This window comes from Stenotrophomonas sp. SKA14 (assembly GCF_000158575.1).
Classification (GTDB): Bacteria; Pseudomonadota; Gammaproteobacteria; order Xanthomonadales; family Xanthomonadaceae; genus Stenotrophomonas; species Stenotrophomonas forensis.
In genome coordinates this window covers 3,590,021-3,615,485 of record NZ_DS999412.1, presented here as the reverse complement: position 1 = coordinate 3,615,485, position 25,465 = coordinate 3,590,021, and the positions used below count along the sequence as shown (strand labels likewise).

Sequence of the window (25,465 nt, the reverse complement as noted above, 5' to 3'; positions counted from 1 at the left end):
ATGACCAAGAATCCTTCATCAGACGCCACTTTGCCGAAAGGCATCCATCGAAGCTGGAAGCTGCCGGACACGTCGCTGGGCGCCCTGTGGGATTCCATCGTCATGGACGAAGCTCTCAAGAAGCAGTTGCTGTCACAGGCGATCGTCAACTTCACGGTGCGCCCCAAGGTGGAGCGCACGGTACTCCCCCTGCACGGCGTGATCTTGTTGGTCGGCCCGCCGGGGACTGGGAAGACCTCCTTGGCACGGGGCTTGGCGCATCGTGTGGCCGAATCTTTTTCTTCTGCGAAGTTTCGATTGCTGGAAGTAGAGCCTCACACGCTGACGAGCTCTGCAATGGGAAAGACTCAACGCGCCGTGGCAGACCTGTTCTCGCAATCGATCGCAGAATCCGCAGCGGCGGGCCCGACGATCGTCCTTCTGGACGAGGTCGAAACGCTTGCGGCTGATCGAGCCAAGCTCAGCCTGGAAGCCAACCCGGTTGATGTGCACCGGGCCACCGACGCGGTGTTGGTGCAGTTGGACATGTTGGCCGAACGCAACCCGCATCTGCTGTTCGTGGCCACCAGCAACTTCCCACAGGCCGTCGACAGTGCCTTCCTATCTCGTTGCGACATGGTGATGGAGGTGCCACTGCCCGGCAAGGATGCCTGCAAGCAGATCCTGGTGGACTGCCTGAATGGCCTGGCAAAGACATTTCCGGGGATTGGCAAGCTTTCCTCGGCTCACCAGTTCGACGCGTGCGCTGGCGAGTGCGTCGGATTGGATGGTCGGGCCATTCGCAAGGTCGTAGCCAACGCCCTCGCGGCCGACCCGCAAGTGGCTATCGATCCGAACAAGCTTTCCGTAGAGCACCTGCGCAGTGCGATACGACAGGCAACGCAAATGCGCCTTCAAGGAGGGAAGCAAAAATGACCACCGTTGTCAGCCGGACGTTTCGCAGCTCGCCGCACCGCGATGCGTTGCAGACGTGGGATGCCATTGTCGAACTGCTCACTCAGGGCAAGGACGGCACGGCTCGCTCTGAACTCAGGGCCGTGGCGGGCGTGGCCGCCAGCTTGATCGCCGACCAGGCACCCAAGAGCGCGCCCATCGTTGCGACATGCGATGGACCACGGACCAGGATCTACTGCCTCTTCGACGAAGACGCGATCGATGGTGATGATGCCAACGAAGAAGTCTTGGGGTTCGAGCCGTTGAAGGGAGACTGGGGAGTCTCGCTGCCGTGTCCGAAGGAGCAGCTCGGCTGGGTGCAAACCGCGCTCAAAAAGCACAGTTCTCGCATCATTGCACGGGACTTGAGCCAAGGAATTGCCACGCAGGCGCAGGCCGATGCTGGACAAGCGCTGTCGCTCGACCTCGGAGGTTTCCTCAAGTCATGAGCACCGTCGCCACCTACTCGTACACGCACTCGGTTACCTATGTGACCGACAACATCCTCAAGAGCTTGAAAGACATCATCCTGCTCAGTGGGCTGGACCCCGAGCACTTCGCGGATCGCTGGGAGAGCAATACCCGAGCCATCAAGACGTGGCTCGGGACCGGTGATCTGCGCAAGGTGATTCTGGAGATCTACAACCCGGCAACCGACAAACTCGTGACCCGATGGGATATCGACATCGTGTATGGGTGGTCCGATGGCGACGGCAGCTTCTGGACAGATACCGAGCAGTTGAAGTACGCGATCAAGAAAGCTGGGCTGCTGCCATCGCAGGCCAAGTACAAGTTAATGCTCGATACAAAGCCAGGGCGGCCTGATGTGGAGGGGTGGAGCAAAGGAAGTTATCGCTCGACGGATGGAATGGTCAAGCAGAGCCTAGGCTCGACTGTCGAACACAGCGGCCTGGCGGGTCAGGCCGGATATTGGAGGCAACGCTGATGCTGTCGATCGATGAAGCTTTTCGCAAGTTCAAGTCGCGTCTGGAACTCAACGAACGCGAACAGAAGAATGCCTCGCAACGCCAGAACGAAGTGCGGGACTACCTGCAGACCAAGTTCGGCATTGCGCGCAGCTTCCTGACCGGGTCCTATGCTCGATACACGAAGACGAAGCCGCTCAAGGATATCGACATCTTCTTCGTGCTGAAGGACTCGGAGAAGCATTACCACGGCAAGGCCGCATCGGTAGTGCTGGATGATTTCCACTCTGCATTGGTGGAGAAATACGGTTCGGCGGCCGTGCGCAAACAGGCGCGCTCGATCAACGTGGATTTCGGTGTTCACATCGACGCGGAGGACAACACGGACTACCGGGTGGTCAGCGTGGATGCGGTGCCCGCATTCGACACCGGCGACCAGTATGAGATCCCCGATACGGCGTCCGGAAAGTGGATCAAGACGGACCCGGAGATCCATAAGGACAAGGCGACCGCAGCGCACCAAGCCTATGGCAATGAGTGGAAAGGTCTCGTGCGCATGGTGAAGTACTGGAACAACAATCCCAAGCACGGCGATCAGAAGCCGGTGAAGCCCTCGTTCCTGATCGAGGTAATGGCCCTTGAGTGTCTTTACGGCGGCTGGGGAGGATCGTTCGATCGCGAGATCCAGTCGTTCTTTGCCACGCTTGCCGATCGTGTTCATGACGAGTGGCCGGATCCCGCCGGACTTGGCCCGGCGATCAGCAACGATATGGATGCCGCGCGCAAGCAGCGCGCGCAGCAGCTGCTGTTCCAGGCGAGCCAGGACGCAAGCATCGCCATCGACCACGCGCGTCGTGGTCGCAATATCGAAGCGCTTCGCGCCTGGCGCGCACTGTTTGGCCCCAAGTTCCCACTGTCCTGATTCCATCGGCTTCCATACACGTCCCATCGAGGTACAGCATGTCCCAGTGGTCGCTTTCCCAGCTCCTGTCGTCCCTGCATGAAGACATCCAGCAGCGCTTGTCCGTAGTACGCAAGACCTTCGGTCACCCGGGTACGAAGGGGGATGCGAGCGAGAACGTCTGGATCGACATGCTGGATACCTATCTGCCCAAACGGTACCAGGCGGCGAAGGCGCATGTGGTGGACAGCCTGGGGAACTTCAGCCAGCAGATCGATGTGGTGGTGTTTGATCGGCAATATTCGCCTTTTATCTTCACCTACGAGAACGAGACGATCATTCCAGCCGAAAGCGTGTACGCCGTGTTCGAGGCCAAGCAGACGGCTGACGCGGGGCTTGTGGCCTATGCCCAGGAGAAGGTCGCCAGTGTGCGCAGGCTGCACCGCACGAGCCTGCCGATCCCGCACGCTGGCGGGACCTACCCAGCGAAGCCGTTGATTCCGATTCTGGGTGGCTTGCTCACCTTCGAGAGCGAATGGAGTCCTGCATTGGGCCCATCCATGGACAAGGCGCTGAACGCAAACCTCACCGAGGGGCGTCTGGACATCGGATGCGTTGCCGCCCACGGGCACTTTTTCTATGACCAAGCCAGCGGCGCGTACAGCTACACCAACGAAAACAAGCCGGCGACCGCGTTTCTTTTCAAGCTGATCGCGCAGCTTCAGTTCAGTGGAACGGTCCCCATGATCGATGTGGAGGCTTACGGTCAGTGGTTGACCAAGTGAGGGGTCGCTGTGGCAAGCATACGTTCGGAGTACCACCGGTTCCTGGCGCACTTGACGCAGCGGCACGTGCACGACGACGTGCGCCGGCTGGCGCACCTGGTGCTCGATCACCTGCAGCCACTGGCCGAGGTCGGTGCTGCACGCCGGGGGCGCTCCACGCGCTTGGCGCCGCTGGCCATCGCGCATCTGGCGCAGATGCCTGTCGCCTACGACGGGGACGCGCGCGGCCCCGAAAACGGGCCGGCGCTCGGGCGACTGCACCAGCTCGAAGTCGGGCCGTTTCGAGGATTCATGCGGCAGGAGACGTTCGACCTCAGCCATGACATCACCTTGGTCTACGGTGCCAACGGCACCGGCAAGAGCAGCTTCTGCGAAGCCTTGGAAGTGGCGATGCTCGGTTCGATCAGCGAAGCGCAGGCCAAGCGGGTCGACCAGCGGACGTACTGCAACAACGCTCGCCTGCGCCGCCACATCGCGCCAGTCCTGTCGTCTACGGCGGCGGGCGAGGCGCAGGCCGTCCAGCCCGACGAAGCTGAGTATCGCTTCTGCTTCATCGAGAAGAACCGCCTCGACGATTTCGCCCGAATCGCCGCGCGGACCCCGAGCGATCAGCGCCAGCTCATCGCCACCCTGTTCGGCGTGGACCAGTTCAGCGAGTTCGTGCGCGGCTTCAACCCCTCGCTCGATCAGGACCTGATGCTTGCCGGCGTGCAGGCGGCGCAGCTGGCGCAGCGTCGCCTGCAGTTGGCGAACTCCGAACAGACCATCGCCGCCTACCCGCAGAAGATCGCAGCGGTCGAGGGCCTGGAACAAGCTTTGGCGCAGCGCATGTCACCTGGCGCGACCTATCAAACCTGCGTGGACTGGCTGCTGGGTACGCCGCAGCAGCAAGGACGGCTACCGTATGTCCAGGCTCAGCTGGACGCCAACCCGCCTGCCATTCACGAGGTGACCCAGGCCCGCCTGCAAGCGTTGCTGGCAGAGGCCTACCGCGTCCAGGGACTGTGGCAAGCGTCTTCCGCGCAACTCGCGGCCCGCGCCGGCGAGGTGTCGTACGCGAAGCTCTACGAGGCCGTGCAAGCGTTGGCGGACGGGGCGACCGCGTGTCCGGCATGTGGAACCGAACTGGCCGCCGTGGCGCAGGACCCGTTCGCCAGGGCGCGAATGGGCCTGGAGCAGCTCGCGCAACTGGCCGTCCTGCAGCAGCAGGAGGCCGGGCATCGGACACAGTTGAGCGAGGCGGTCCGAGCGCTGTGTGACGAAATGCGCCGCGTGGTGGCGGCGGCTGGGGTCGCTTGTCCTGCCGAATCGCAGGCCGCGGGCCTGCCACTGCTGCCTCCCACGTCGGCGGGCAATTGGCTCGGCGGCGGGGTGAATGGGGACCAGCGCGCCTGGCAAGCCCTCTTACGGATCGCACAGATCATCGAAGGCTTCGACGCGCAGGCGCGCGACGTGAATGCCCAGCGCGGCGCGATGGCCCAGGAGCGGGACCGCCTGCAACAGCATCAGCTGGAGATCGAACGGCTGCGGACCATGCGCACGACTGCGGATCAGGAGCTGGCGGCCGCCCGCCAAACCGTGGCCCAATTCGACGACGCGAACCGCGGCCTGATCCAGGCGGCCACGGACGAAATGCCGGTGGTGGTGCACCATCAGCGGGTCAAGGCCGCCTACGACGGCTTCCTGCCCGAGATTCAGGCATACCTGACCGCTCTGCCGGGGGTTCTGCTACAGGGGCTGGGAGACCAAGCCCGCCATCTCTACAACGCATTCAACCGGGCCGATCCGCCCGGCGATCTGCTGCACGCGCTGTGGTTGCCCGTGGCCGAGAACGGCAAGATCGAGGTGGAGTTCGCCGGCGAGCCGGGCGCGCGCTACGACGCGTTGATCGTCTTCAGCGAAGGGCACATCAAATGCCTGGGCCTGGCGATTCTGCTTGCCAAGAACCTCGCGCAGGGCTGCCCCGTGGTCATATTCGATGACGTCGTCAACGCGATCGACGACGACCATCGCGATGGCATCTGGCGTACCTTCTTCGAGGACGGTTTGCTCCACGGCAAGCAGGTTATCCTCACCTCGCACGCAGAGGAGTTCCTGCACCGCATCCAGCAGGAGTTGGGCGTGCGCCGCGCCGCGGCCATTAAGCGCTACAAGTTTCTCCCGCATCAGGGAGAGCACGAACTGCGGGTCGACAGCGACCCGCCAGCGAAGAACTATGTTCTTCTGGCCCAGCAGGCGTTGGCGGCTGACGAGAAACGCGAGGCACTGCGTCAGGCCCGGCCGGCGCTGGAGAGTCTGACGGACCGCCTGTGGACGTGGCTGGGTCGGCGGGCGGACGGCCGGATCGACATCAAGCTGAGCGGGCCCCGCGCGCCTTGGGAGCTGAACAATAAATGCACCAAGTTGCGGTCGGCCGTCGAGCGTATCGCGGCGCAACATGCGGGTGCGCCGGATGCCGTAGGGGCGTTGGTCCGGCTGCTCAATGTCAGCGGTACGAGTATTGAATGGGGTTACCTCAATAGCGGTGTGCACGACGCTCAGCGCGATCATGAGTTTGATCGGGCGACGGTAAGAACGGTCGTCGAGGCGGTTACGGCGTTGGATGCTGCTCTTGATACCCTGCAGAACCGATGAACGGCACACGGCTTTGCAGAGCCGTGCCGCCCGTGTCACCTCATAAGTACTTCTTGAAGCTGCCTGCGGTCAGGCTGACTGCCATCCCCAGCAACGCCGCGCTGGGCAGCAGGATGACCAGAGGATGCACCGATATGGGCAGAGCGAGATAGGTGACCCAAGGCAGCACGGCCAACGGCATCAGGCTGGCCTTCGCGCGGTGGTAGATGAAGCCGGATTCGCGGCCCGCGCCGAACCGGCGCACATCCCGTCGCACCAGGCCGTCAATCAGGCCGACGAATGCCGCCGTGAGGATCAGCGGCAGCGTGAGCACCAGGACCAGCAGGCGCACCAGGAAGGTGAGCGTCGTGAAGGCCGCAGCGATCAGGTAGCTTTCGGCCCAGACATAGACTTGGCTGATGTAGTAGCGGAAGTTGCGGCTCTGCCCGTGGCTGGGCGCGCGGACGCGCTCGGCGGTCTGGCTCATGCGCTCCAGCAACCCCGAGCGCACGAACACCCACTCGTACCCGGTATCCACCAACTCGTGCGCCGTGCGCCCGGGCTCCTGTACCACCACGCTGCGCGTGAAGTGGTTGGACAGGTGCCCGAGTTCGTACCGCAGCATCTGCTGGGAGTGGCGCCAGCCCTGGTCCTTCCAGAACAGGTGCATGCCGGCGCACTCCACCACGATCGAGAACAGCAGCGAGCCAATGAGCACCCCGAGCAGCCGGAACGGTAAGGTGATGGTGCCGACGATCAAGCCTTGGCGATGGTTCTGCTCCCGCTGCGCGGTCGAGGCGGCATCCTTCATGGCACGGCCTCGTTGCCCGCGCCATCGTCGGCGCCGGTGGCCACCGCGCCGGGCTCGGCCGCAGCGGCATCGTCCAGCAGGTCGTCGGGCAAGGCCGCATCCTGCAAGGCCGACGAGCTGGTGAACTCCCACCACTGCGTGGCCTCGCTGTAGCTCTGGCGCATGTACCCGGCCAGTTGCTGCAGGTCCGCCGGCATCACTTCATCCGGGTCCGGCGCCGGCAGCGGCATACGCACCTTCCAGAGCTGGCCGCCCTGCAGCAGCGCGAAGCACTGGCCCTTGGGCAGGCCGACGACGTGTGACGGCTCGATCATCGGCACGCTGGCCATGCTGATGCGGTCCTGGGTGTTCGACGTGAAATCCGTCGCGCCGCGGATGTCTGAGCTGTCCGTCGCGCCCGAGACGATGGTGGTTGTATAGACCTCGACCTTCGGCAACTGCCTCGTCAGCAGTTCCGCGGTGGCCGTCTCGCGCACGCGCAACATGAATAAATTGTTGAAATTCCCGATCACTTGGCCGGCCTTCGCGCGATTTCCGATGCGGGCCTCGATGTCCGAGAGCGTCTGCGTGTACGCCGTGACTTGCAGGCCGGCACCGCCGCCCTTGTTGATGAGCGGGATGAATTCATCGCCCATCAGTTCATTGAATTCGTCCGCGTGCACGTTGATCGGCACGCGAGCGCCAGCCACTGCGCCGGGCAGGCCATCGTCGATTCCGTGCTTGTAGATGTGTCCGGCCACCGAAACCAGGTCAGAGAACATCGAATTGCCGACCGCTGCGGCGACCTCGGCGTCAGACAACGCATCCAGACCCACATAGACGATGGCCCGCTTTCGGATGACCTGCATCCAGTCGAAGATCGGGCGCGGGTCGGCCAGGTCGGAGTAGTTCGGCGCCAGGAGCTGGGCGATCTTGCCGCTCGTGAGCTTTTCCAGCAGCGGCAGCAGCGATGCAACGATCTTGTCGAAGTAGGTCTTGTCGTAGCGCACCGCCGAGCGCAGGCCATCGAGCACAGGGTCGTAGTTGCGCGCCTGGGAGAGGTATTGCTCCAGCGCCACCACACGCTTCTCGCGCCCGATCATGTTCCTTGGGATGTTCTTCTCGTTGAGCTTGGCCTCGATCTGGACGATCACCTCCCAGGCCTTGGGCTCCGTCTTGGCAAAGTAGTGCTGGGCGTACTCAATGAACAGCGCGTCGATGTTGATGACGTGGCGCTGGATCAGCATGTAGTCCGGGCGCTGCCCCAGTTCCACCAGGGCGCGGGCGATGATGTTCACGAAGCGCCATGCGAACTCGCGGAACGCCGCGCTGTTGCCTTCGCCGGAGAGCTGCCCCGCGATGCGTGTCGCCACTTCCGAGATCCGACCGAAGCGGCCCACGGCGTTGTAGCGGGCGCTGATTTCCGGCCAGCCCAAGTGGAAGATGTAGAACTCGCCTTCGCGGCCAGCGCGCTGGGCTTCGACGTACATCCGTTTCAAGAGATCGGCATCCCCCTTGGGGTCGATGACGATGACGACCTCATGCTCGCCGGCAGCATTCCTGCGGCGGATGTCCTGCGTGACGAACAACTCGGCCAGGCGCGTCTTGCCCACCCGCGTGGTGCCCAGCACCAGCGAGTGCCCGACGCGCTCGCCCAGCGGCAGGCTGACGTCCACTTCGTCGGGCTCGATGCCGTGCAGCCTTGGCAGGCCGCCGACAGGCGGCAACGGGCGCACGGGGTTGAAAGGCGCGTCCCAGCCGGTGAGCTTCGGCAGGCGCGAGAGCGGCAATGGCGCGAACTCCAGCCGTTCCTCCAGGCGCCTGGTCAGCCGGTAGGCCGGCGTCGGCTCGACGTAGCGGCGGAACTCGGGCCGGTACGTCTGCATCAGCCGATGCGTGTGCTTCTGCTCCCAGAGAAAGCCGCGCCCCACGAATAGGCGCTGCTGGCTGACCGGCACGTCCTTGCTGGTCATCACGTAACGCGGCAGACGGCGGATGTTGCGCCGGTAGCGCAGGATGATGCGGGCATCGCGGTAGCGGATCGCGCCGTAGGCGCCGAACGCCAAGGCGCTGCCGATGCCCATGGCCGGGCTCAGCGCGAGCGACCATGGGGCCACCAGGCACAGAAACGCGGCGCCTGCACACGCCGCGACGGTGTATAGCTCCACCGCTGGGCGTAGCAGAACCTCGACCGGCTGTTTGCCCGACATGGCTTCATTGCTCGATGCCGGTGGCCGTGATCAGCGCCGGGTAGTGCCGCAGGCCCAGGCGATCGGCCAGGTCGTCGCCGGCCACGGGCGCGAGCGGCACGCCCGGCACCAGGGCGCGCAGCCGCGCCAGGCCCTGCGCGGTCTCGACGTTGACGACCAGGCCGACCGCGCCACGTTCGCGCAAAGCGGCGGCGCGGCGCTGCAACCAGGCCCGGGAAGCCTCGTCGTCGCCGATGACCACGAACGGCCGCAGGCCGGGCGCTTCGATCACCCGTCGCGCGACGGTGCCGGGCGTGAGCTTGGCGCTGCGCACCGGCAGCATCGCGGCTTCGTCCGCCCGTGTGGCAGGAACCTGGGGCGTCGGGATGGACGGCCGCGCCGGTGCGTTGGCGCGCGGCTGGAGATTCAGGGCTTCGTAGTACGGCAATGCCGACGTGCCGCCACGGTCCTCGACAACGATCAGTGGCTCGCCGGCACGCGAGGCCAGCGGCAGGCCTGACAGCAGCATGAGTAGGCCCGTGAACGCGAGATGGGCGGGATGGGGTTTCGTCATGGGGAGGTCTCCTGGCGCGCCGCGAGGACCGCGGCGGCTGGTCGCGTGCCCTGCACGCGGGCAAGGTGGCGCGACACGCTGCGCCGATAGCGGGCGGCGGGCTCGCCGCCTGCGGGGCGGTGGTAGCGGCCGATCGCCAGCAGCCAGTCCTCGCCGGGGGTGTGCTGCTCCTTCAGGATCTCGGCGGCAACGGCCAGGTTGCGATACGGATCCAGCAGGTCGCACGCGCCGGTAAAGCGGTGCTTGTGGTAGCCGAGGTTGATCTGGCCCAGGCCCGCATCAATGCGCGTGTGCGGCGTGGCGCGCATCGCCTGCTGCAGGCCAGCGCAGGCGTCGGCGCGCGTGGCGAAGCGGCGCGACTGGCCGGCGACGTTGAGGGACCACGGCCACGGCACCAGGCGCCCGTTGCGCCGGATGCCGCTCTCCTGCAAGGCCACGGCGTAGAGCACGGTCGAGGGGATGCCTGCGCGCTGGGCGGCAAGCTGGTAAGCCGGTGGCGGAACCTCCTGGGCCAGGGCGGCAACGGCATACAGGCCGGCAGTGAGCACCAGTGCGCGCAGGGGCATGGCTACGGCTGGCGCTGCCATTGGCCGTTCACTTCGCGCACGGCGGCGGGCAGATCGCCGGGCAGGCCCAGTGACAGCCAGCGGCCGCCGTCGTGGTTGAGCGTGATGCTGCCGGCGCGCACGCGCGCCGGGTCGATCTGCGCGCGCTTGGCCCAGTCGCGGATGCGCGCGTCATCCTGGCGGCTGCCCACCATGTACAGGTCGAACTCCGCGCCCGAGGATTGCAGGCGCTGCACGAGCTGTCCGCAGGCTGCGCAGCCGTCCTTGACGAACACCGCCATGCGGCCGCTGCCGCGCAAGGGACTGCTGGATGGGCCGGCGCCCGGCTTGTCGTCGGGCAGGTTCACGCGCTGCATCCCCGGATTCAGGCGCTGCCAGGCCTCGTCGTAGGCGCGCTGGTAGGCGAGCAGCTTCTCGACGCGGCGCGCTTCCACCTGCACCTGCAGTTCCGCATAGCGGCGCCGTTCTTCGTCCGTGCGAGCTTCGATGCCCAGGGCGGACAGCGGGTCCAGGTTGGGCGAGTAGATACCCAGCGGCCCATCCATCAGCTCGCGGTAGCGTGCCCATTCTTGTGGCTGCAAGCCCCATTCGGTTGCCACCCGGTCGTCCAGCACGCGGGCGGCCAGCGGGCGCTCCTGGCTCTGTGCGTTGCGCGCCGAGGTCGTTGCGGGCTGCTGCGCCCAGGCGGGCCATTGCGACGACGCCACCAGGACCGCGAAAAGGAGGATCGACGGCTTCATGGGGTGCTCCGGTCAGGGAATCGCCACGCGGCGGGTCTGGTTGCCGGCCTGGAACACTGCGGTGTTGCCCTCGATCGCCTGCAGGCGCCACGGGCCGACCGCATCCCCGGGCAGCAGCACCTGAAGTTGGGCGGGCGTGAAGTCCCCGATGCTCGGCGCGACGGACACGCTGCGCTGGCCGGCGCGCAGTTCGGCGCCGACGACGCGGAATGGCAGCGGCGGCAGCTCGGTCTTGGAGGCGGCGGACGTGCGCGATGCGCGCCGCTGGGCGGGTGCGGTGGCACGCGCGGCGGCTTGGCGCGCCTTGATCTGCTCGACCTCCGCGCGCAGCGCCTGGAGGTCGTCGGCCGCTGCGTAGCCACTGAGAGATTTCTCGACCTGGGCCGCGCGTGCTTCCAGAATCTGGCGGGTGTCTTTGAGGTCAGCGTCCGTCGCGACGGCCGGGCGCTGCTGGATGGCCTCGATCGTCTCGGCCAAGCCAGTTGCCTGCGCTTCCAGGCGTTGCAGGCGGGAATCCAGCCGCTCCTGGTCGGCCTGGTCGCTGAGGGCCTGGTAGCCCAGGGCCGCCAAGACGCTGAGGAAGATCAACCAGAGCCACATCAGGCTCTGCACCACCACGGCGGCGGTCGATCGCTGGGCAGGTTGCGGGGCGTTCATGGCTGGCCTCCCGAAACCATGGGTGCCAGCGGGAACGTCTGCACCGCCTCGGTGGCGGGTGGCTCGGATGGGGACTCGGCGACCGCGCGATCGCCGGGCCGCTCGAAGCAGATTTGCCGTGCGCGGTCATCCGCGTGCAGTTCCCAGGCCGGGCCAGCCAGCGTGAGCAGCGCATCGCGCAAGGTCATGGGGCCGAGGTGCAGGTGTACCGCCGGCAACGGCAGCGCGTACAGCTCGATCACGGCATGCGCGGTCTGGCACAGGCCATAGCCGCTGCGTTTGAGCACGTGCCGAAGCCCATCCCCGACCGTGGCGCGGGCATCCTCGGGCATGGACACGTCGATGGTCTGCAACAACAGGTCGCGCTGCGCCGCCATGGGTGCCAGTTCGACCAGTGTGTAGCGGGCGTAGCGCACGACCGGGATGTACTCGGAAGCCTCGGGTTCAGGCGCGGCCAAGACTTCCGCGATGGTGTCGGGCGCGACCGGCGCAGTCGTCGTCGCGCAGCCACCGGCCAGCACCGACCACAGCAGGCCGAGAAATCCCGCCAGAAGGCGGCGTTCGGGATAGTGAAACCACGGTGGAGAGGGGCACATAGCTCGGCGTCCTGAAACATCCAGCCCTCACCATCGCCGCTCAGGCCGCGAGCGGCAGCAAACAATGCGAACCAGGCAGCGTCCGATTTACCGGGAGCGGCAAAAAAAACGGCCCCGAAGGGCCGTAAGTGGAACGTGTCATGCGGCGACAAGCTGCCGGGCCAGTGCGACCTCGACGGAATCACCGTCCTGGTTCAGGACATCGAGCCCGGATTCGGGCACGTCGCCCGAGGTGGACTGCGAGACCATGATCTTCTTGGCCATCAGCTCCAGGCAGGTCATCTGCGAGGAACCGGCGTAGCCGAGGTAGATCACACGCACGGGCTGCTTCTGCCCGATGCGCCAGGAGCGGCGTGCCGCCTGCTGGAGCGAATACACGTTGTAGCCACTCTGCATGAACACGATCGTCGGAAACTCCAGCAAGTCCAGCCCCGTCTTGACCAGCTCGGGATTGGTGACGAGCACGTCGATGCCACGGTCCAGTTGCTCGGCGATCCAGTCTTCTCGGCGGCTGGCATCCACGCTTGCGCGCAGCACTGCCACCTTGAAGCCTTCCTGCTCCAGCAGCCCCTTCAGACGCGACGTGGTGTCGCGCGTGCCGGTATAGACCGTGTAGGCCAGAACCTTGCGGCCCTGTTCCTTCTCCGCTTTGCAGATCTCGATCAGCTCACGCTCCTTGGGGCTGATCTCGAACTCATTGAACTGAGCCGGGACAAACGCCAAGGTGTTGCGCGTGCGCGGATGCACCACGGTCTCCGACCGGAAGCAGCAATCCGGCCAGGCCAGCAGCACGTTGAGCACCACCCCCAGCAAGGTCGTATCGCGTCGCGCCAGAGCCTGTTTCAGTTCTGCGGTCAGCCGACCCGCCAGATCGCGGTAGGCCGCAGCTTGCGCCACGTCCATCTGGACTTCACGAAACTCCTCGTCATACGGCGGCAGGACGTTGCCACCGATGTCCTTGAGCTTGAGGAAAATCGTAAACGGCAGGATGCAGCGCAAGACGCCTTTCGGGCCGAAGCCGGGAGCCTTGACCGTGCGCACCGATACCTTGGTGCCCTTGGCTGTCTTGTGCGCCGTGCCGGCGCTCTCGGAGTAGATGTCCTTGAGGACGCCGTGATCGCGCATGAATGCCATCGCAGCCGAGGTCATGCTGCCGCTCGTGGTCGGGCGGTAGCCGTCTTCGATCATCCGTCCGGGCAGTGCCCGGAACAGCAGGTAGAACAGATCATCGCCGTAGCCGCCCATCAGCGTGCCGGTCAGCAGCAAGGTCTTGCGAGCCTTCGCCGCCAGCACGCCCATGGCCTGGCCCTGGGCACTGCCACCGTTCTTGTACTCGTGCGCCTCGTCGGCGATGAGCAGGTCGAACGTGCCTTGCGGTAGGTAGCGTTTGATGAACTCGGACGGTTGGTAGCCGCCTTCGCCAAAGCCAAACTCCATGTTGGCCATCGCACGTTCCATGCGCGTGGCCTGACGGTCGGAAAACACCAGCTCGCCGTTGCCATCCATGAGGTTGATGAACTCATGGATGTTGTCGCCCAGCATCGAGGCCAGGAAGCCGTCACCGAACTTCTGCATCAGCTTCTGTGCGGTGACTTCCCCGATGGTCGGTATGCGCTTCAAGGCTTTGAGGACGACCGAGGACTGGTCGCTGCCGGACAGGCTACGCGGGCGGATCAGCGTCCACAGGGGCGCGGCGCAGTGGCTGCACTTCCTGCGGGACTCCTCGGCTTCGAGCGCGACCGGGTTGACCGGCTCGCCGTCGAGGTCGGTGATGAGTGTGCCGCAGTCCGGGCAGGCTGCCACGTCGCCGTGGCGGGTGCGCCGCTGGGTGAAGACCGGCTTCCAGTGGAACCCCATCCGCATCCTGACGCGCCCCAGGATGAAAAACTCCTGGCCCGTGGGCTGCACGCCCAACTGCTCACGCAGCTTGAGGAGCTTGACGAGCGTATCCGGCCCATTGAGCACCCATACCTTGGCGCCGGCCACCGTCTCCTGGATCTCCCGCCGCCACTTGTAAACCAAGTGCGGTGGCGACAGGACCAGAGTGCGGCGGTAGCCTTCGGCGTTGAGCACGGCGGCCGTGGCGATGCCGACGGTCGTCTTGCCGCAGCCCATTTCGCCATTGACGATCGCAGCGCGTTCGCCTTGATCGACCAGCAGCTCGGCTGCGGCATGGACGACTTCGGCCTGGGCCGGGAACAGCTTGCGTTTGAGGCTGGCGACGATGAGCTGCCGGTGCGCCTGCGGTTGGCCGGTATAGACAGGCGGGTTGGCGCTGTTGAGGGCGTCGAGCAGTTCGTCGCCGAACTCGCCGACGAAATCCTGAAGGCTCAGGGTCAGAGGGGATGATTCCGCGTCGAGCAGTTCGCCCTGTACGGGCGCGGCGTCAGCGGCAGTGGTTTCGAGATCGAAGGACATTGTGATGCTCCAATGAAAAATGGGGCATGCACCACCCCCAGCGGGGCAATGGCATGCCCCGTGGTGGGAAGGAAATCGGCGCGCGGCCGAAGGTGGTTGAAGATGCTGGCCTGAGTGGCCTGCGGGTGAACCGTGCTCAGTCTTCGGACGGCAGCACGATGGCAGTGACGCTGCGCCCCGCATCGGTGATGATGCGAATGGCGAGTCCCGGGTGGATCACATAGTGCGATTCCAGCGACGCGCCCGATTGAAGTGCAACGCCGTTGGCGTGCCATTGGCAGACGTTGACGTCACCCCAGTCGCCACGGGTGTGGCGCCTGAAGTACGGAATCGGGTCCAGGCGACCCGCGCGGACCAGGTGGTCAACGGCTCTGCTGAAGATAAGCGCCCCGATGGGGAACGCCAGCCTCTGGCAGTAGGTTTCGATGCGATGCGATGCCATGGGCTCCTCCTTGAAAGGCTATTGAGCCACGACACCCCTGGCGGAGTGAAGTGGCTCCGTCAAGTGGATGGGATGACGAGGCGGCGCCTTCAGATCAGGTCGCGCTCTTCGGGAAGCTGGACCACCGTGGTCTGGTGGTCTTCGCTGGTCTTCACGAGCAACACCAGTTCCGGCGTGATCCGGTACTGGGAGATCATCAGGTTGTCCTGTTGGATTGCGACGTCGTTGGCTTGGCGGGTGGCCTCATCGATCTCGCCCCAGTCCCCGCGCACATGGCGCTGGACATAGGCCAAGGGGTCGATCAGGCCTCGCCGAGCCAGCCAATGCACCTTCTCGCTCAACTTCAACGTACTCGGTGCGAACAAGGGTTGCTTGCGCGGCGCAGGCCGCTTGAACGGATTGGGGAACATGGTGTTTCTCCTTCGATGTGGTACAGCAGGACGGCAGCGCGTCCGGTGGATCAGCGAATGGTCAGCACCTCGCCCCTTGTCGGGGAGCCAGGCGTCATGTCCCACGCGCGGATAACGGGCACAAACTTGTCGGTGAGGATGCGTGTCTCGGCGATGGAGCCGTCTTCGCGTTCGGTGAATTCCCGCTGGAGCGTCTTGTCCTTGTGGGTGTCACCTTTGACGACGAGCACGCGCCCCGTCTGGGAGCGCACGACGCCCGAGATCGCGCCCGCGGCCAGAGCCAGGGCGAGATGCCAGTGGGACAAGGCCCGCGCCGGTGGACGCAGCGACTGCTGCGCGGTCCCCAAGTGCGTGTCCAGCGACGGCCAAAGGCCTTGCAGCCGGCCAACCTCGTCGGCGAACTGTTCGGGCTCCATCGTCACGCGGAAGAAATGCTCCGGCTCGGCCGGACTGGCGGGGACGATGTACGGCAGGAACGGCCATTCGCTCGGCAGTTCCTCGGCTTCGACTTCGCCAAGCCCAACCTGCAGCAGCAGATTGCGCACGGCCTTGACGCCATCGGGTGCCAGCTCCCGCTGACGGACCCGGCGGCCGAAGATCACCACCTGCTTGAACTGCGTTTCCACCGCTCGGTAGATACGCAGATCGGTGTAGTGGCGCGTCAACCAGCCGACCAGCTCCGCGTCGAGCACGTAGCCGGGGACGATGAAGACCAGCACGCCGCTGTATTGCAACAGCGACAGCGAACGCTGATAGAACAGCTTTTCGAGGCGGGCACGGCCCTGGCCCTGATAGCCGATGTTGCCGTTGACGTCCTTGGACAGGTCGCCATACGGTGGATTCAGCCACAGTAGTCCGAAGGACTGCTTGGAGATCATCGTGTCCATCAGGTCCGCGTGCAGGCAGTGATCGACCAGGCCGCGGGCATGGCGCGCCCGCTCGGCGTCGAATTCGACGGCGAACGCCTTGGCCTGTTCGCGCCCGAGGGCATGAGAGGCTTCGGCGATTGCCACGCCTTCACCGGCGCAGGGATCGAGGATGCACATCGGCCCGTCGCTGGGCATCAGTGCGTTGAGGGCTCTTTCGAGCGTGGGTTCGTCGGTCGGGTAGTACCCATTTTTGGCGAAATTGCGGGCGAGCCGCGGGAACATGAGAGCCATGGAAGTCTCCTGGTTGGCGGGGATGAATGACGGAAGCACGCCAAGGCGTGCCTCCGAGGGTGGGTCAAGCCGCCACCGCTTCCGGCGTCCAAATCTTGGCCGGATAGGGATAGGCGGTGAGCGCGTCACTGCGGATCAGGGAGCCCAGCGCCAAGCTCAGCGCCGGCACGTCGATGGCGAGCCGATGGCCTTCCAGCGGCCCGAGGGCGGACGGAAGGCGGGCCAGCATCTCGCGGCTTTGCAGCAGTTCCAGCACGGTCTCGCGCCAGTGGTCGAGCAGCGGCAACGGGCAGGTGTCCCGCACCAGCATCCACAGGCGGTCAAGCCGGTGGGCGCTGTCACGTGGCAGCAGTGCCAATGCGCTGGCGTTGGCCTTGTCGGGCTTGACGCAGCGCCGGTCGAACAGCCACACGTTGGACAGCGAACCGAACAGCGTTCGCCGGTAGGCGCGCGTGATGCGCTTTTCCAGGCGATCGACGTTGCCGATGAATACCGGGACGCTGCCGCCCTGGTCGGTGATGACGTGGAACTGGTCCAGTCCCTGCTCGTCGCGCCCGAGGGTCAGGCGTGCAAGGAACTGCTGGACGGCGGTGTCGCGCGCCCAGATGGACAGGAAGATCAGGTTGCCCTGGTCATCGCCGACGCAAGCGTCGGCCATAACGTCCGGGCATTCGTCGATGTGGAACAGCGTGGTGGATGAAGTGTGTGCGTGCATGGTGGTGTCCTCGATGAAATGAGGGGCAGCACCGCCCGCAGGGGCAGCGAATGCCCCGTTAGGGATGAAGGAATGCGGATAAGGTGTTCGATCCGCTTGGGCGTTCAGAACGTCTGTTCGGTGAACGAGCCGTCGGCCTGATGCTTGACTACACGGTTGCCAACGTTGCCCTCGCAGTCCTGTTGGACTTCGGTGAACATGCTTTCGGGCACGTCGATGTGGAAATGGCGCAGGACCACTCGGTAGTAGTCCAGGTAGTGGTTGAACGGGTCGCTCTCGTGCAGGTTGCTGTACAAGAAGTCGTCGCTCTCGACCTTCGCGGTATCGTCGATCAGCTCGGCCGGCTTTTCGATGAATAGGAAGAAGTAATTTGCCGGCCGGTCCCAGCCCAGTACGACGGTGATGGGAAAGCCCTTGTGAACGGTGTCGAAGTAGTGCCGACTCATGGTGATGTCCTCGGTGAATCGGAAACAGCACCGCCCCTGAGGCAGGTGCTGCCCCAAGGGGTGGAGAAAAGCCGCGCAAGCGGCGATGACGTGTGCCGGACCTCAATAGTCCGAATCGCAACCGGACGGGCAATAACCCAGTTCGATTCCGTGCGAGCAGTAGCCGTTTTCGGCGTTCCAGTCCTGGGTTTCCTGCCTTTCGGCCGGTGTGGCGTAGCCCCATTCCTGTGCGATCTGCAGCGCCTGTGCGCGTTGCTCTTCCGGCAATCGACTGGCTTGCGCGTCGATCTCCGAACTGAAAAGCGTGACCCAGTGGTCCCAGGACAGGCCACAACCACGCTGGGCGTGCTCGGCGGCTGTCTTGCAAACAGCTCGCCACGCGGGTTCACCCAGCGAAGAACGGGGTGTATCGCAATCGATGGTGGACATGATGGAGACCTCCAGAAGAAAGCCGGGGGCCTCCCCGCATAGGGAAAGAGCCCCGGCGGGTGGATGAAGAACACCGCGCATGCGGTGTCTGCGATCACGCAGGTTGCAGTTCGGCCTGGCGGCTCCACTCCTGCGTTTTGAAGTCCAGCGCGTAGCCCAGATCGCCCAGGCGGGCGATCTGCGCGCGCAGGGCGCGGCGGTCGATGGTCGAATCCAATTTCACGGAATCGCCCAGCGGCCAGAGCAAGCCGAACAAAGCAACGTCGCCCTCTTCGGTGCTGCCAGGGGCAGCCGCCGCAGCGGGCGTCGGTGCATCCACACCGAAGGGCGTGGTATCGACCAGCGGGTCCGCCGAGGCCTGCACGGGTGCGGGCTTGGCGGGTCTGGAGGCCTTGGCGGGCTTGGCCGGCGTTTCCGCAGGCTGCGTCCCCAGCTCTTCATCGAGTGGATCGACTTCCTGGGTGGCGAAGCTGCGGGCCTCATCACGACTCAGTTTGTCGATGCCGTTGAGCGTCATGCCGTCGAGGTTTGCGCGCACTTCAAACCGCGCGCCGCCCGCGACCGGATAGGACTTCGCGAAGATGTAGCGAATGACGAAATCCCCGTCGTACTTTCCTTCGGGGTACTGCTCCAACTCCGCGTCTTTAACCGCGAACTCGCCGATGGGGGTAGAAAGGCGCCCAACCGTGAACGGGCCGTTCTTGCCCCGGATGGTCCGCAACGTGAGCTGGCCCGGGACGACGATGGGTAGGGCTGATCTCGTAGGTGCCGATGTGGCTGCCATGATGGTTCTCCTTGGACGAATAGGAAAAAGGCAAGGCCCCGTGAGGGGCCGTGCCGGATCAGAACGAAGCAGCCAATGCCGGCTCCTGCTCCTCGACTGCACATTCGGGCTCGCGCTCGGCGGGCTCGGCAGATTGGTAGGAAACGGCGTCGGCGGCAGTGTCGATGGCGTTGGCGGCTTCGGACGCGGGTGCGTCCTCCGCTGGCGCTGCCTCGGCATGCGCCTGGCTCGTCGGATAGACCTGGGTGCCGTCGATCTTGATCAGACCGATGTGGACCAGCGTCGATTCCAGGCTTGCGGCCGGTTCCCCAGCGTGCTCGCCCTTGGTGCGGATGTACGGATCGATCTTCATGTCGTTCAGACGAAAGGCGATCAGCACCTTGCGATCCCCTTCGATGGCCTGCACGCATCGGCGAACCAGATGCTCGGCTTCAGGGGTGGCGACGATCGTGTCGAAGTACCGATATTCCGGTTCATCGACAGGTCCGGCCAGCGCGGCGATGGAGCACGACAGGAACGGGTCACCATCCTTGGGGGTGACGTCCTTCGGACGGTTGAGGTAGCCGATGCCACGGGTGATCAACTCGTGCTGCTCGATCGAAGCCAGTTCGGCCCGCTCGATCAGCTCGGCCTTGAGCAGTCGCGCCTTGAGGGATGCGGCGGCCTGGCCTTTCTGTTCGCCCTTGTCGCGGATGTAGGCATCGCCCCAGAGGTCGCCGAGGCGAAAGCGCACCAGCGGTCGCTGCTTGGAATCGTCAACGCCGATGTAGCGCTGAACGAGCTTCTTGGCCTCGGCACCCGAGACCTTGACGTCGAAGTAGCGGTAGCTCGGGTCACTGGCGGGGCCGACCAGCGCGGCGATGGTGCAGGCCAGGAAGGGCTGCGCACGGCGGCCGCCCCTGACGGGCACCTCACGGACACGCTGGAGGTAGCCGATGCCCGAGGTGTGGAGGTCGAAATACGATTTCTCGTTGGAAGTGGTGTTCATGGTGAATCTCCATAGGGAAAAGCGGAGACACACCGAGCCCACGCATGCGGGGAAAGGTGCGTAACCCCGCGGTGGGTTGATAAGGCGAAAGCATCCGCCACCAGGGACTGGTGGCCGCTCGCGGATGGATGCGGTGCGAGCTGGCTCGGTCACGCAGTGGAAACTGCGCCGCAACCTCGAGGACCGATGGTTGCCTGGCATGTCGCTGACAGCGTCAGCAGGCATGGGGTCAGCATGGCCGGGCCTCGCGCGCGCGACAGCAATCAATTGGCACCCGCGCGTTTCCCTTTGTCCACGCAGCCCGGCTCAGCGCAAAAGAAAGCCCCCGGTGTGGGGGGCTGCGAGAGTCGAGTGGCGGTTGCCGCGCTATGCGGGAGGCACCACCTCCAGCGACAGATGTGTGGCGGTGGCCGACAGCATCAGGTCGTCTTCGGTGTGCAGGATGCGCGTGAATACGCCGTCCTTCGGGTCGAAGTACTCCCCGAAGTCGTCGCCGCCCAGTTCGGCGCGCGCCAGTTCCCACCAGTCGTCGAACGGGTCGGTATCCGGGTTGCAGCCGACGGCATAGGCCAGCAGCTTCACACGCCCATCCGGGCGGCGCTCTCCCTGCTCGGCGAGGAAGTACACGCCCTGGTCCTTGACCAGGATGACGCGGCATTGGCTGGCGATGGCCTCGGTCAGCACGGGGCGCAGGTCGGAGCCTTTGAATCGCAGTGACATGGTTGAAATCTCCTATGTGGAATAGAGAAAAGGCCCTCCATCCGCATGGATGGAGGGCCTGTGGGCACATGGCCCATGGGCGAAACTTCGTGGCGGGACCCACGGGTCAGCCGTAGAACCGGCAGGATTCAGTTTCCGGCGTCATGCCGGCACCGCCTGGCGCTGCCGGGTAGCCTTGGCGTCGATCACGCTCACATCGATCAGGCGCCAACGTCCGTCGTCGATGAGTCGCTCCAGCACTTCGCCGAGCATGTCGAAATACACCTCGTCATGCCGATCGACCAATTCGCCGTCGCGATGCAGCTCCACCACGTAGGTGTCGCCGCCTCGGTCGTACAGCACCGTCACCCGGCCCTCGAACTTCGCGGTCGAGACCGTGAAGCTGATCGCCGGAGGCGTCTCGATGATCTTGGACGGCGTCGGATCGACCCAGGTGAAATCCCGGGCACCCGCATCGACCAGCATGTGGGTGATGCGCCGGAAGCCATCGGGCGCCGGCATTTCCTCCAACTGCTGGATGAGCTGACCCAGCTCCATGCACTGCGGCTCGGGAATGGGCAGCTTGGCCGGCGCGGAGCCGAGGATGTGCGTCTTGACGGTGTAGGGAATGCCGTCGGACGTCATCTCGGTGCGCTCTTCCGGCGTGTCCGCCCGCAGCCCATCGAAACGGCGCCGTGCGTAGGGTTGGACATGCACCTTGGCGCCTTCGTCGGGGACGGTGGTCACCAGCTTGGAATCGAGCACAGCGAACTCGCTCGGCTTGAGCTTGACGACGATGGCATCGTCGGTGATGGCGACTACCTTCCCGTCGAAGGGCTGGGGGTCGACGGCGAAGCCCAATGTCGAAGATTGCGGCTGATCGTCGAACACGCGGTACTTGAACGACCGCACGTTGCGGGGCACGTGGCCTGCGACTAGCGAAGGCATCATGGATTTGATGAGGGAACGGTCCATGGGAATCTCCTTGAGGAAGAAACAAGGGATTCCCCGCCCGCAAGGGAGAGGTCCCTTGTGGGTGGTGTGGATGGACGCGGTACGTCCGTGGAAAACATCGACCAGCACGGCTTCCCGTGCTTGCAGCCTTGAAGGTCTTGGCTGCCTGGGCATGTGTCGGCAACGCCGACGAACATGGGGCAAGAATGGCCCGGGAGTAAGCGGCCCGCTTGCAGGAAACGGCACCCCATCGCACCCGCTTTCCAGCGCTGCGGGCGAGAAAAAGCCCCTCGAAAGGGGCTTGGGGGTCAGGCTTCGTACACGAAGTAGTGTTCTCGCTGACGCGGGAAGAACACGTGCTTCCACGTGTCGCCGCTTGTGTTGCCACCGTCGAATACGACCATTTCGTAGTCGTCAATGTCGGTGTCCACCAGATCGGCGCTGTCGATATGGCGCATGTGCAGCGTACCGCTCATGCGCTCGAACACCAGGATCTGGCCGATGGCGTCGTCCTGGCTCATGGCGTTGACGCAGGCTCCAAGCTGATTCTCGAAGTCGGGCGTGGGCAAGATGAGATCGGGGAACATGAGATTGCTCCTATGGAATTGAACCAGCCCGGCTCCTGGTGGGAGGCGGGCTGGCATATGGGGGATAAAGGGGAAGGCTTGCGCGTCGCGTGTCTGCTAGGTCTCGGCCAGTGGCAAGCCCAGTAGCGCGGGTGCGTCGGCATCGAGGATGAGGATGCGCACATCTGCCTGGCCGGCCAGTTCAAGGATGTTCGCCAGGTCGTCAGGCATGCCCTTGTCGCGGTGCTCCTGTCGAAGCTGCTCAGCACTGATGCCCTCGGCATATTCCAGGTTCTTGTCTGTCCAGGGCGTGGAGATCAGCTTGACGCCAATCGCCGGGCTGTACGGAACCCGAAAGGCGATGAACAGAAAAGCCTCCGGCGTGGCGAGGTCTGCCAGGTTGGCGAGGTACTGGCCGGTTTCCTGGCAGATGTGCGCGCTGCTGACTTCCCAGCACCGGCTGTAATAGCCGGTCTCGAAACTCAACCGCTGCACCACGTCTCGCGCGGCTTCGGCCGAATAGGTATCACCGACATGGACCGGGCGGCCGTCGAGGTCGTCGCCATGGATGGCATAGACCACGGCGCCCACCACGCCTTCGCCGTTGATGCCTTCAACAGCATCACATTCAGCAATCAGCTCGTCGCTGATGGCGTCAGTGCCGCTTTTGATCAACGCGAAGTCGCTGGTGACGATGCAAGGCGATGAGATCAGGTCGTTGTCGGAAAGATGCGCTTGGCTCGTGTGGATGGATCGCCAGACATGCGGGCTTCCGTCCCCGTAGCAGATGCACAGCGTTCGGACGACTCTCAGATTCCAGTAGCCGCGTACAAAGGGATTGGGATTCTGGGTCATGGAATTTCTCCAGATTGAATAATGGAGCCAATTCCCGCCACCGGGAATTGAACCCCGGTGGGTTGAAAGTGGAAAAAGCGTCAGGCGGCACTGATCGAGGGCTTTGGGCCAATCGGCGCAGGCTGACGGAAGAAAAATCGAGGGACATGGCCGCGTGGACGCATGTCCCTCATGGGCAGTGAACAAAAAGACGGTGGTATGCCGCAGACCGGCTCACCAACCGCTGTAGTTCACCAACAGATCGGCGATGACCTTGCGGCGTTGCAGATCGAGACCATCGAAGTCCGACAGTCCTTGGAAGTGGCAGCGCTTGAGCATGGCACCGCCCTCGCGCGCGTTGTAGAAGCTGAACATGGCGGACAGGAACATGCGTTCCCCGCTGCTCAGGACGCCGAGTGCGTCGTTGGCACGCAGCATGTCGGGACGCAGATCCCACTTGCTCTTTGCCTGGTTCAGGCCTTCGCGCGTGCCGTCGCCAAACCATTGCGGGCCTGCGATCTCGACGCCGCGCTTCCAGACCTCGAAGAAGGCTTGGGGCGCGGCGGCGAAATGCTGCTCTTCCCGCATGATCTGATCGACGACTTCCTGGGGCAAAAGCTGGTTCATGACGTGGTTCCTCCAGTTGGATCAGGGTGTGGCGAGCTGGGACCCGCCGCCTCTTTCGAGGGCACGTTGAGCCGCGGCATAGCTGCGGAAGTACTGGCAGGATTCCCGCGAAACGGGACCTTCTGTATCGCGCGTGCCGATGTAGTGGCCGGCGGCGCTATGCAGGATTTCGAGCGGCAGGAACTTGCCGCAATGGATCAAGGCCAACTGGCCGAAAGAGGCTTGCTGGGACGTGGACGGGCTCCTTGGAAAAAGCGGGGCCTCGTCCCTCACGGGATGGCAGCTCCCGCACGCGGTTGAGAAAAAAGCATCGGCGTCACGGGTGACGCGCGTCCGCAGACTCGATGCGATGGCGGACTGGCGGGTAGCGCGGAAAGAATCCGCGGCAGCCTGGAAACTCTGGCTGCTGGCATGGTGCTGACGAATCAGCGACACATGCGGGCAGCTTCATGCGCGAGGCGAGCCGCGTCAGCCGGAAATCGGCATTTGCAACAGCCCCGATTGGCGAACGCGGAAAAAAGAAAGCCCCGCAATAAGTGCGGGGCTGTCAGGAGGATGAGGCGAAACTGGGTCAGCGAGGCCTGTCGCCCAGTACATGCTGCTTCCACAGGGCGAATGCCTCGTCCGGTCCCAGCTCTGCGAGGATGACGATGGGCTGGCCCCGACGGGCACGCAGCGATGCGAAATACGCTGGCCGGTCGGCGATGGCGTTGAGCTTGATGCCCTTTAGGAACAGCAACTGGCGGGGGCGAACTTTGGTGGTAACGCAGGCATGATTGCGCTTGTTTGGGGCAAAAGGGCCAGCGAAGCGGGCGGACACGGCCAGAAAACCGCGACGAACTACTTGTACTTGCCAGGCGAGGCGAACGGGTGACATCAGCATATCGCTATGCGGTAAAGAAGACCGTCCTAAAGCTTGCAGGATCCCGGCATAGCTTCATCATCACCTCTCCGTGACGGCTCATTGGAACGAAAAAGGCCAGCATCGCCGTGATGGACTTTCATAATTGCCAGGTCAACTGGCTTGCGTGCTGTTTATTCACAGCAAGGCATTGCGACGTCGTTGCAGCAATCGCCGCCATCGCAACAGGGCGTTGCAGCAAAAGCGGCGGTGGGCGCTAGCATGAGGGCCAAGCCGCGGCCGCTCATGCTGGGGGCCGTTCTCTTCAGATTGGTGTCCTGCACCGTGTGCATTGCGAATTTCCGGATCGTCCCAATGTCACTGGGACTCCTTTGTGGCGGCCGGGTTCTCCACGCTCATGAACGACTGGGCCACCAGCGCGATCGCCCCGCCCACGATGGCCATGTCAGCGATGTTGAAGGCGGGCCAGTGCCAGCCGTGCAGGTGAAAGTCGATGTAGTCGATAACGTGCCCGCGCGTGGCGCGGTCGAACGCGTTGCCCAATGCGCCGCCCAGAATGAGGCTGTACGAAAGGCCTTCCGTTTTGCGCAGCGGCCGGGAGAGCAGCCATGCGAGCCATGCCGATATTGCGAACGCGATCGCCAGAAAAAACCACCGCTGCCAGCCGCCCGCGCCAGCAAGGAAGCTGAACGCCGCGCCGGGATTGAGAGCGTGAACTAGGTTGAAGAATGACGCCACCTCGTGCGACCAACCCAAGGGAGTTGTCGCGTCAATGTAGCTCTTAGCTGCCTGATCGCCGGCGAATATAACGATCGCGAGTGAGTACCACTGCGTCTTGCGAAGAGATGGTTCATCCATTGT

Annotated in this window: 29 protein-coding genes and 1 pseudogene; 6 read left to right on the top strand and 24 right to left on the bottom strand. The window is 64.3% G+C overall.

Translation table 11 applies throughout. The features are described 5' to 3' along the window. From SSKA14_RS16310 to SSKA14_RS16285, 6 genes are read left to right on the top strand one after another with little or no spacing between them, the layout of a single operon-like run. Positions 1–915, top strand: a complete 915-nt coding sequence (locus SSKA14_RS16310) for an AAA family ATPase (protein ID WP_003105629.1) — start codon at positions 1–3, stop codon at positions 913–915. After that, positions 912–1,382, top strand: a complete 471-nt coding sequence (cap8, locus tag SSKA14_RS16305; protein WP_003105626.1) for a type III CBASS phage resistance system CD-NTase-associated protein Cap8 — start codon at positions 912–914, stop codon at positions 1,380–1,382. The genes SSKA14_RS16310 and cap8 overlap by 4 nt, the downstream gene beginning before the upstream one ends. Continuing rightward, positions 1,379–1,879 (top strand): type III CBASS phage resistance system CD-NTase-associated protein Cap7, encoded by a 501-nt coding sequence (gene cap7 / locus SSKA14_RS16300; RefSeq protein WP_003090159.1) that lies wholly within the window; start codon positions 1,379–1,381, stop codon positions 1,877–1,879. Before cap8 ends, cap7 begins: the two co-directional genes overlap by 4 nt. Continuing rightward, on the top strand, positions 1,879–2,781 hold the full coding sequence (locus SSKA14_RS16295) for a CBASS oligonucleotide cyclase (protein WP_003105624.1): 903 nt from the start codon (positions 1,879–1,881) through the stop codon (positions 2,779–2,781). The genes cap7 and SSKA14_RS16295 overlap by 1 nt, the downstream gene beginning before the upstream one ends. Before the next feature lie 38 nt (positions 2,782–2,819). Beyond that, a complete protein-coding gene (nucC, locus tag SSKA14_RS16290) occupies positions 2,820–3,545 on the top strand; it encodes a CBASS effector endonuclease NucC (RefSeq protein WP_003050273.1) in 726 nt (241 codons plus the stop codon). Between the two features lie 9 nt (positions 3,546–3,554). Then, positions 3,555–6,179 (top strand): AAA family ATPase, encoded by a 2,625-nt coding sequence (locus SSKA14_RS16285; RefSeq protein ID WP_003116812.1) that lies wholly within the window; start codon positions 3,555–3,557, stop codon positions 6,177–6,179. A 40-nt stretch (positions 6,180–6,219) separates the two neighbouring features. Here SSKA14_RS16285 and SSKA14_RS16280 read toward each other — a convergent pair whose 3' ends face one another. The 24 genes and pseudogenes from SSKA14_RS16280 to lspA all read right to left on the bottom strand — a co-directional run bounded on the left by SSKA14_RS16280 (position 6,220) and on the right by lspA (position 25,462). Then, positions 6,220–6,969 carry a TIGR03747 family integrating conjugative element membrane protein gene (locus SSKA14_RS16280; protein WP_003109778.1) on the bottom strand — a complete coding sequence of 250 codons (750 nt, stop codon included), beginning with the start codon at positions 6,967–6,969 and terminating at the stop codon, positions 6,220–6,222. Beyond that, positions 6,966–9,158 (bottom strand): type IV conjugative transfer system coupling protein TraD, encoded by a 2,193-nt coding sequence (traD, locus tag SSKA14_RS16275; RefSeq protein ID WP_003116813.1) that lies wholly within the window; start codon positions 9,156–9,158, stop codon positions 6,966–6,968. Before traD ends, SSKA14_RS16280 begins: the two co-directional genes overlap by 4 nt. A 4-nt stretch (positions 9,159–9,162) precedes the next feature. Beyond that, positions 9,163–9,711 (bottom strand): integrating conjugative element protein, encoded by a 549-nt coding sequence (locus SSKA14_RS16270; protein WP_003109779.1) that lies wholly within the window; start codon positions 9,709–9,711, stop codon positions 9,163–9,165. Further along, positions 9,708–10,298, bottom strand: a complete 591-nt coding sequence (locus SSKA14_RS16265; protein WP_003109780.1) for a transglycosylase SLT domain-containing protein — start codon at positions 10,296–10,298, stop codon at positions 9,708–9,710. The genes SSKA14_RS16270 and SSKA14_RS16265 overlap by 4 nt, the downstream gene beginning before the upstream one ends. Next, entirely contained in the window at positions 10,280–11,017 is a 738-nt protein-coding gene (locus SSKA14_RS16260; protein ID WP_003098886.1) for a TIGR03759 family integrating conjugative element protein, read from the bottom strand. Before SSKA14_RS16260 ends, SSKA14_RS16265 begins: the two co-directional genes overlap by 19 nt. Before the next feature lie 12 nt (positions 11,018–11,029). Beyond that, positions 11,030–11,674, bottom strand: a complete 645-nt coding sequence (locus tag SSKA14_RS16255) for a hypothetical protein (RefSeq protein WP_003098888.1) — start codon at positions 11,672–11,674, stop codon at positions 11,030–11,032. Further along, on the bottom strand, positions 11,671–12,270 hold the full coding sequence (locus SSKA14_RS16250) for a PilL N-terminal domain-containing protein (RefSeq protein ID WP_003098890.1): 600 nt from the start codon (positions 12,268–12,270) through the stop codon (positions 11,671–11,673). Before SSKA14_RS16250 ends, SSKA14_RS16255 begins: the two co-directional genes overlap by 4 nt. A 138-nt stretch (positions 12,271–12,408) precedes the next feature. After that, positions 12,409–14,688, bottom strand: coding sequence for a helicase-related protein (locus SSKA14_RS16245; protein ID WP_008268369.1), 2,280 nt, complete (start codon positions 14,686–14,688; stop codon positions 12,409–12,411). Between the two features lie 136 nt (positions 14,689–14,824). Beyond that, positions 14,825–15,130 (bottom strand): hypothetical protein, encoded by a 306-nt coding sequence (locus tag SSKA14_RS16240; protein WP_008265659.1) that lies wholly within the window; start codon positions 15,128–15,130, stop codon positions 14,825–14,827. Positions 15,131–15,219: 89 nt separating this feature from the next. After that, on the bottom strand, positions 15,220–15,540 hold the full coding sequence (locus SSKA14_RS16235; RefSeq protein ID WP_003098896.1) for a hypothetical protein: 321 nt from the start codon (positions 15,538–15,540) through the stop codon (positions 15,220–15,222). Positions 15,541–15,590: 50 nt separating this feature from the next. Further along, positions 15,591–16,724, bottom strand: a complete 1,134-nt coding sequence (locus tag SSKA14_RS16230; RefSeq protein WP_254916320.1) for a DUF6094 domain-containing protein — start codon at positions 16,722–16,724, stop codon at positions 15,591–15,593. 40 nt (positions 16,725–16,764) lie between these two features. Continuing rightward, positions 16,765–17,415 (bottom strand): hypothetical protein, encoded by a 651-nt coding sequence (locus tag SSKA14_RS16225; protein WP_008266552.1) that lies wholly within the window; start codon positions 17,413–17,415, stop codon positions 16,765–16,767. Between the two features lie 104 nt (positions 17,416–17,519). Then, the gene (locus tag SSKA14_RS16220; protein ID WP_006226014.1) at positions 17,520–17,861 is read right to left on the bottom strand and encodes a hypothetical protein; all 342 of its coding nucleotides are present in this window, start codon (positions 17,859–17,861) and stop codon (positions 17,520–17,522) included. 102 nt (positions 17,862–17,963) lie between these two features. Then, positions 17,964–18,290, bottom strand: coding sequence for a hypothetical protein (locus SSKA14_RS16215; protein WP_006226013.1), 327 nt, complete (start codon positions 18,288–18,290; stop codon positions 17,964–17,966). 94 nt (positions 18,291–18,384) lie between these two features. Next, a complete protein-coding gene (locus SSKA14_RS16210) occupies positions 18,385–19,074 on the bottom strand; it encodes a DUF3275 family protein (protein ID WP_006226012.1) in 690 nt (229 codons plus the stop codon). Between the two features lie 58 nt (positions 19,075–19,132). Then, entirely contained in the window at positions 19,133–20,062 is a 930-nt protein-coding gene (locus SSKA14_RS16205) for a DUF3577 domain-containing protein (protein ID WP_008265396.1), read from the bottom strand. Positions 20,063–20,428: 366 nt separating this feature from the next. Continuing rightward, positions 20,429–20,782, bottom strand: a complete 354-nt coding sequence (locus SSKA14_RS16200; protein ID WP_006226010.1) for a DUF3085 domain-containing protein — start codon at positions 20,780–20,782, stop codon at positions 20,429–20,431. Positions 20,783–20,923: 141 nt separating this feature from the next. After that, positions 20,924–21,736 carry a hypothetical protein gene (locus tag SSKA14_RS16195; RefSeq protein ID WP_006226009.1) on the bottom strand — a complete coding sequence of 271 codons (813 nt, stop codon included), beginning with the start codon at positions 21,734–21,736 and terminating at the stop codon, positions 20,924–20,926. A 287-nt stretch (positions 21,737–22,023) separates the two neighbouring features. Further along, positions 22,024–22,302: a hypothetical protein gene (locus tag SSKA14_RS16190; protein ID WP_003108989.1), complete on the bottom strand. Its 279-nt coding sequence runs from the start codon at positions 22,300–22,302 to the stop codon at positions 22,024–22,026. A 96-nt stretch (positions 22,303–22,398) separates the two neighbouring features. Further along, positions 22,399–23,136: a hypothetical protein gene (locus tag SSKA14_RS16185; protein WP_003098947.1), complete on the bottom strand. Its 738-nt coding sequence runs from the start codon at positions 23,134–23,136 to the stop codon at positions 22,399–22,401. Positions 23,137–23,349: 213 nt separating this feature from the next. Continuing rightward, positions 23,350–23,742, bottom strand: coding sequence for a hypothetical protein (locus SSKA14_RS16180; RefSeq protein WP_003098949.1), 393 nt, complete (start codon positions 23,740–23,742; stop codon positions 23,350–23,352). A gap of 21 nt (positions 23,743–23,763) precedes the next feature. Then, positions 23,764–24,015, bottom strand: a complete 252-nt coding sequence (locus tag SSKA14_RS16175) for a hypothetical protein (RefSeq protein ID WP_005408894.1) — start codon at positions 24,013–24,015, stop codon at positions 23,764–23,766. Between the two features lie 298 nt (positions 24,016–24,313). Then, positions 24,314–24,496 (bottom strand): annotated as a pseudogene (locus tag SSKA14_RS24370) (hypothetical protein); the annotation flags it as partial. Positions 24,497–24,961: 465 nt separating this feature from the next. Continuing rightward, the gene (gene lspA, locus SSKA14_RS16165) at positions 24,962–25,462 is read right to left on the bottom strand and encodes a signal peptidase II (RefSeq protein ID WP_003098955.1); all 501 of its coding nucleotides are present in this window, start codon (positions 25,460–25,462) and stop codon (positions 24,962–24,964) included. Positions 25,463–25,465: the final 3 nt, after the last annotated feature.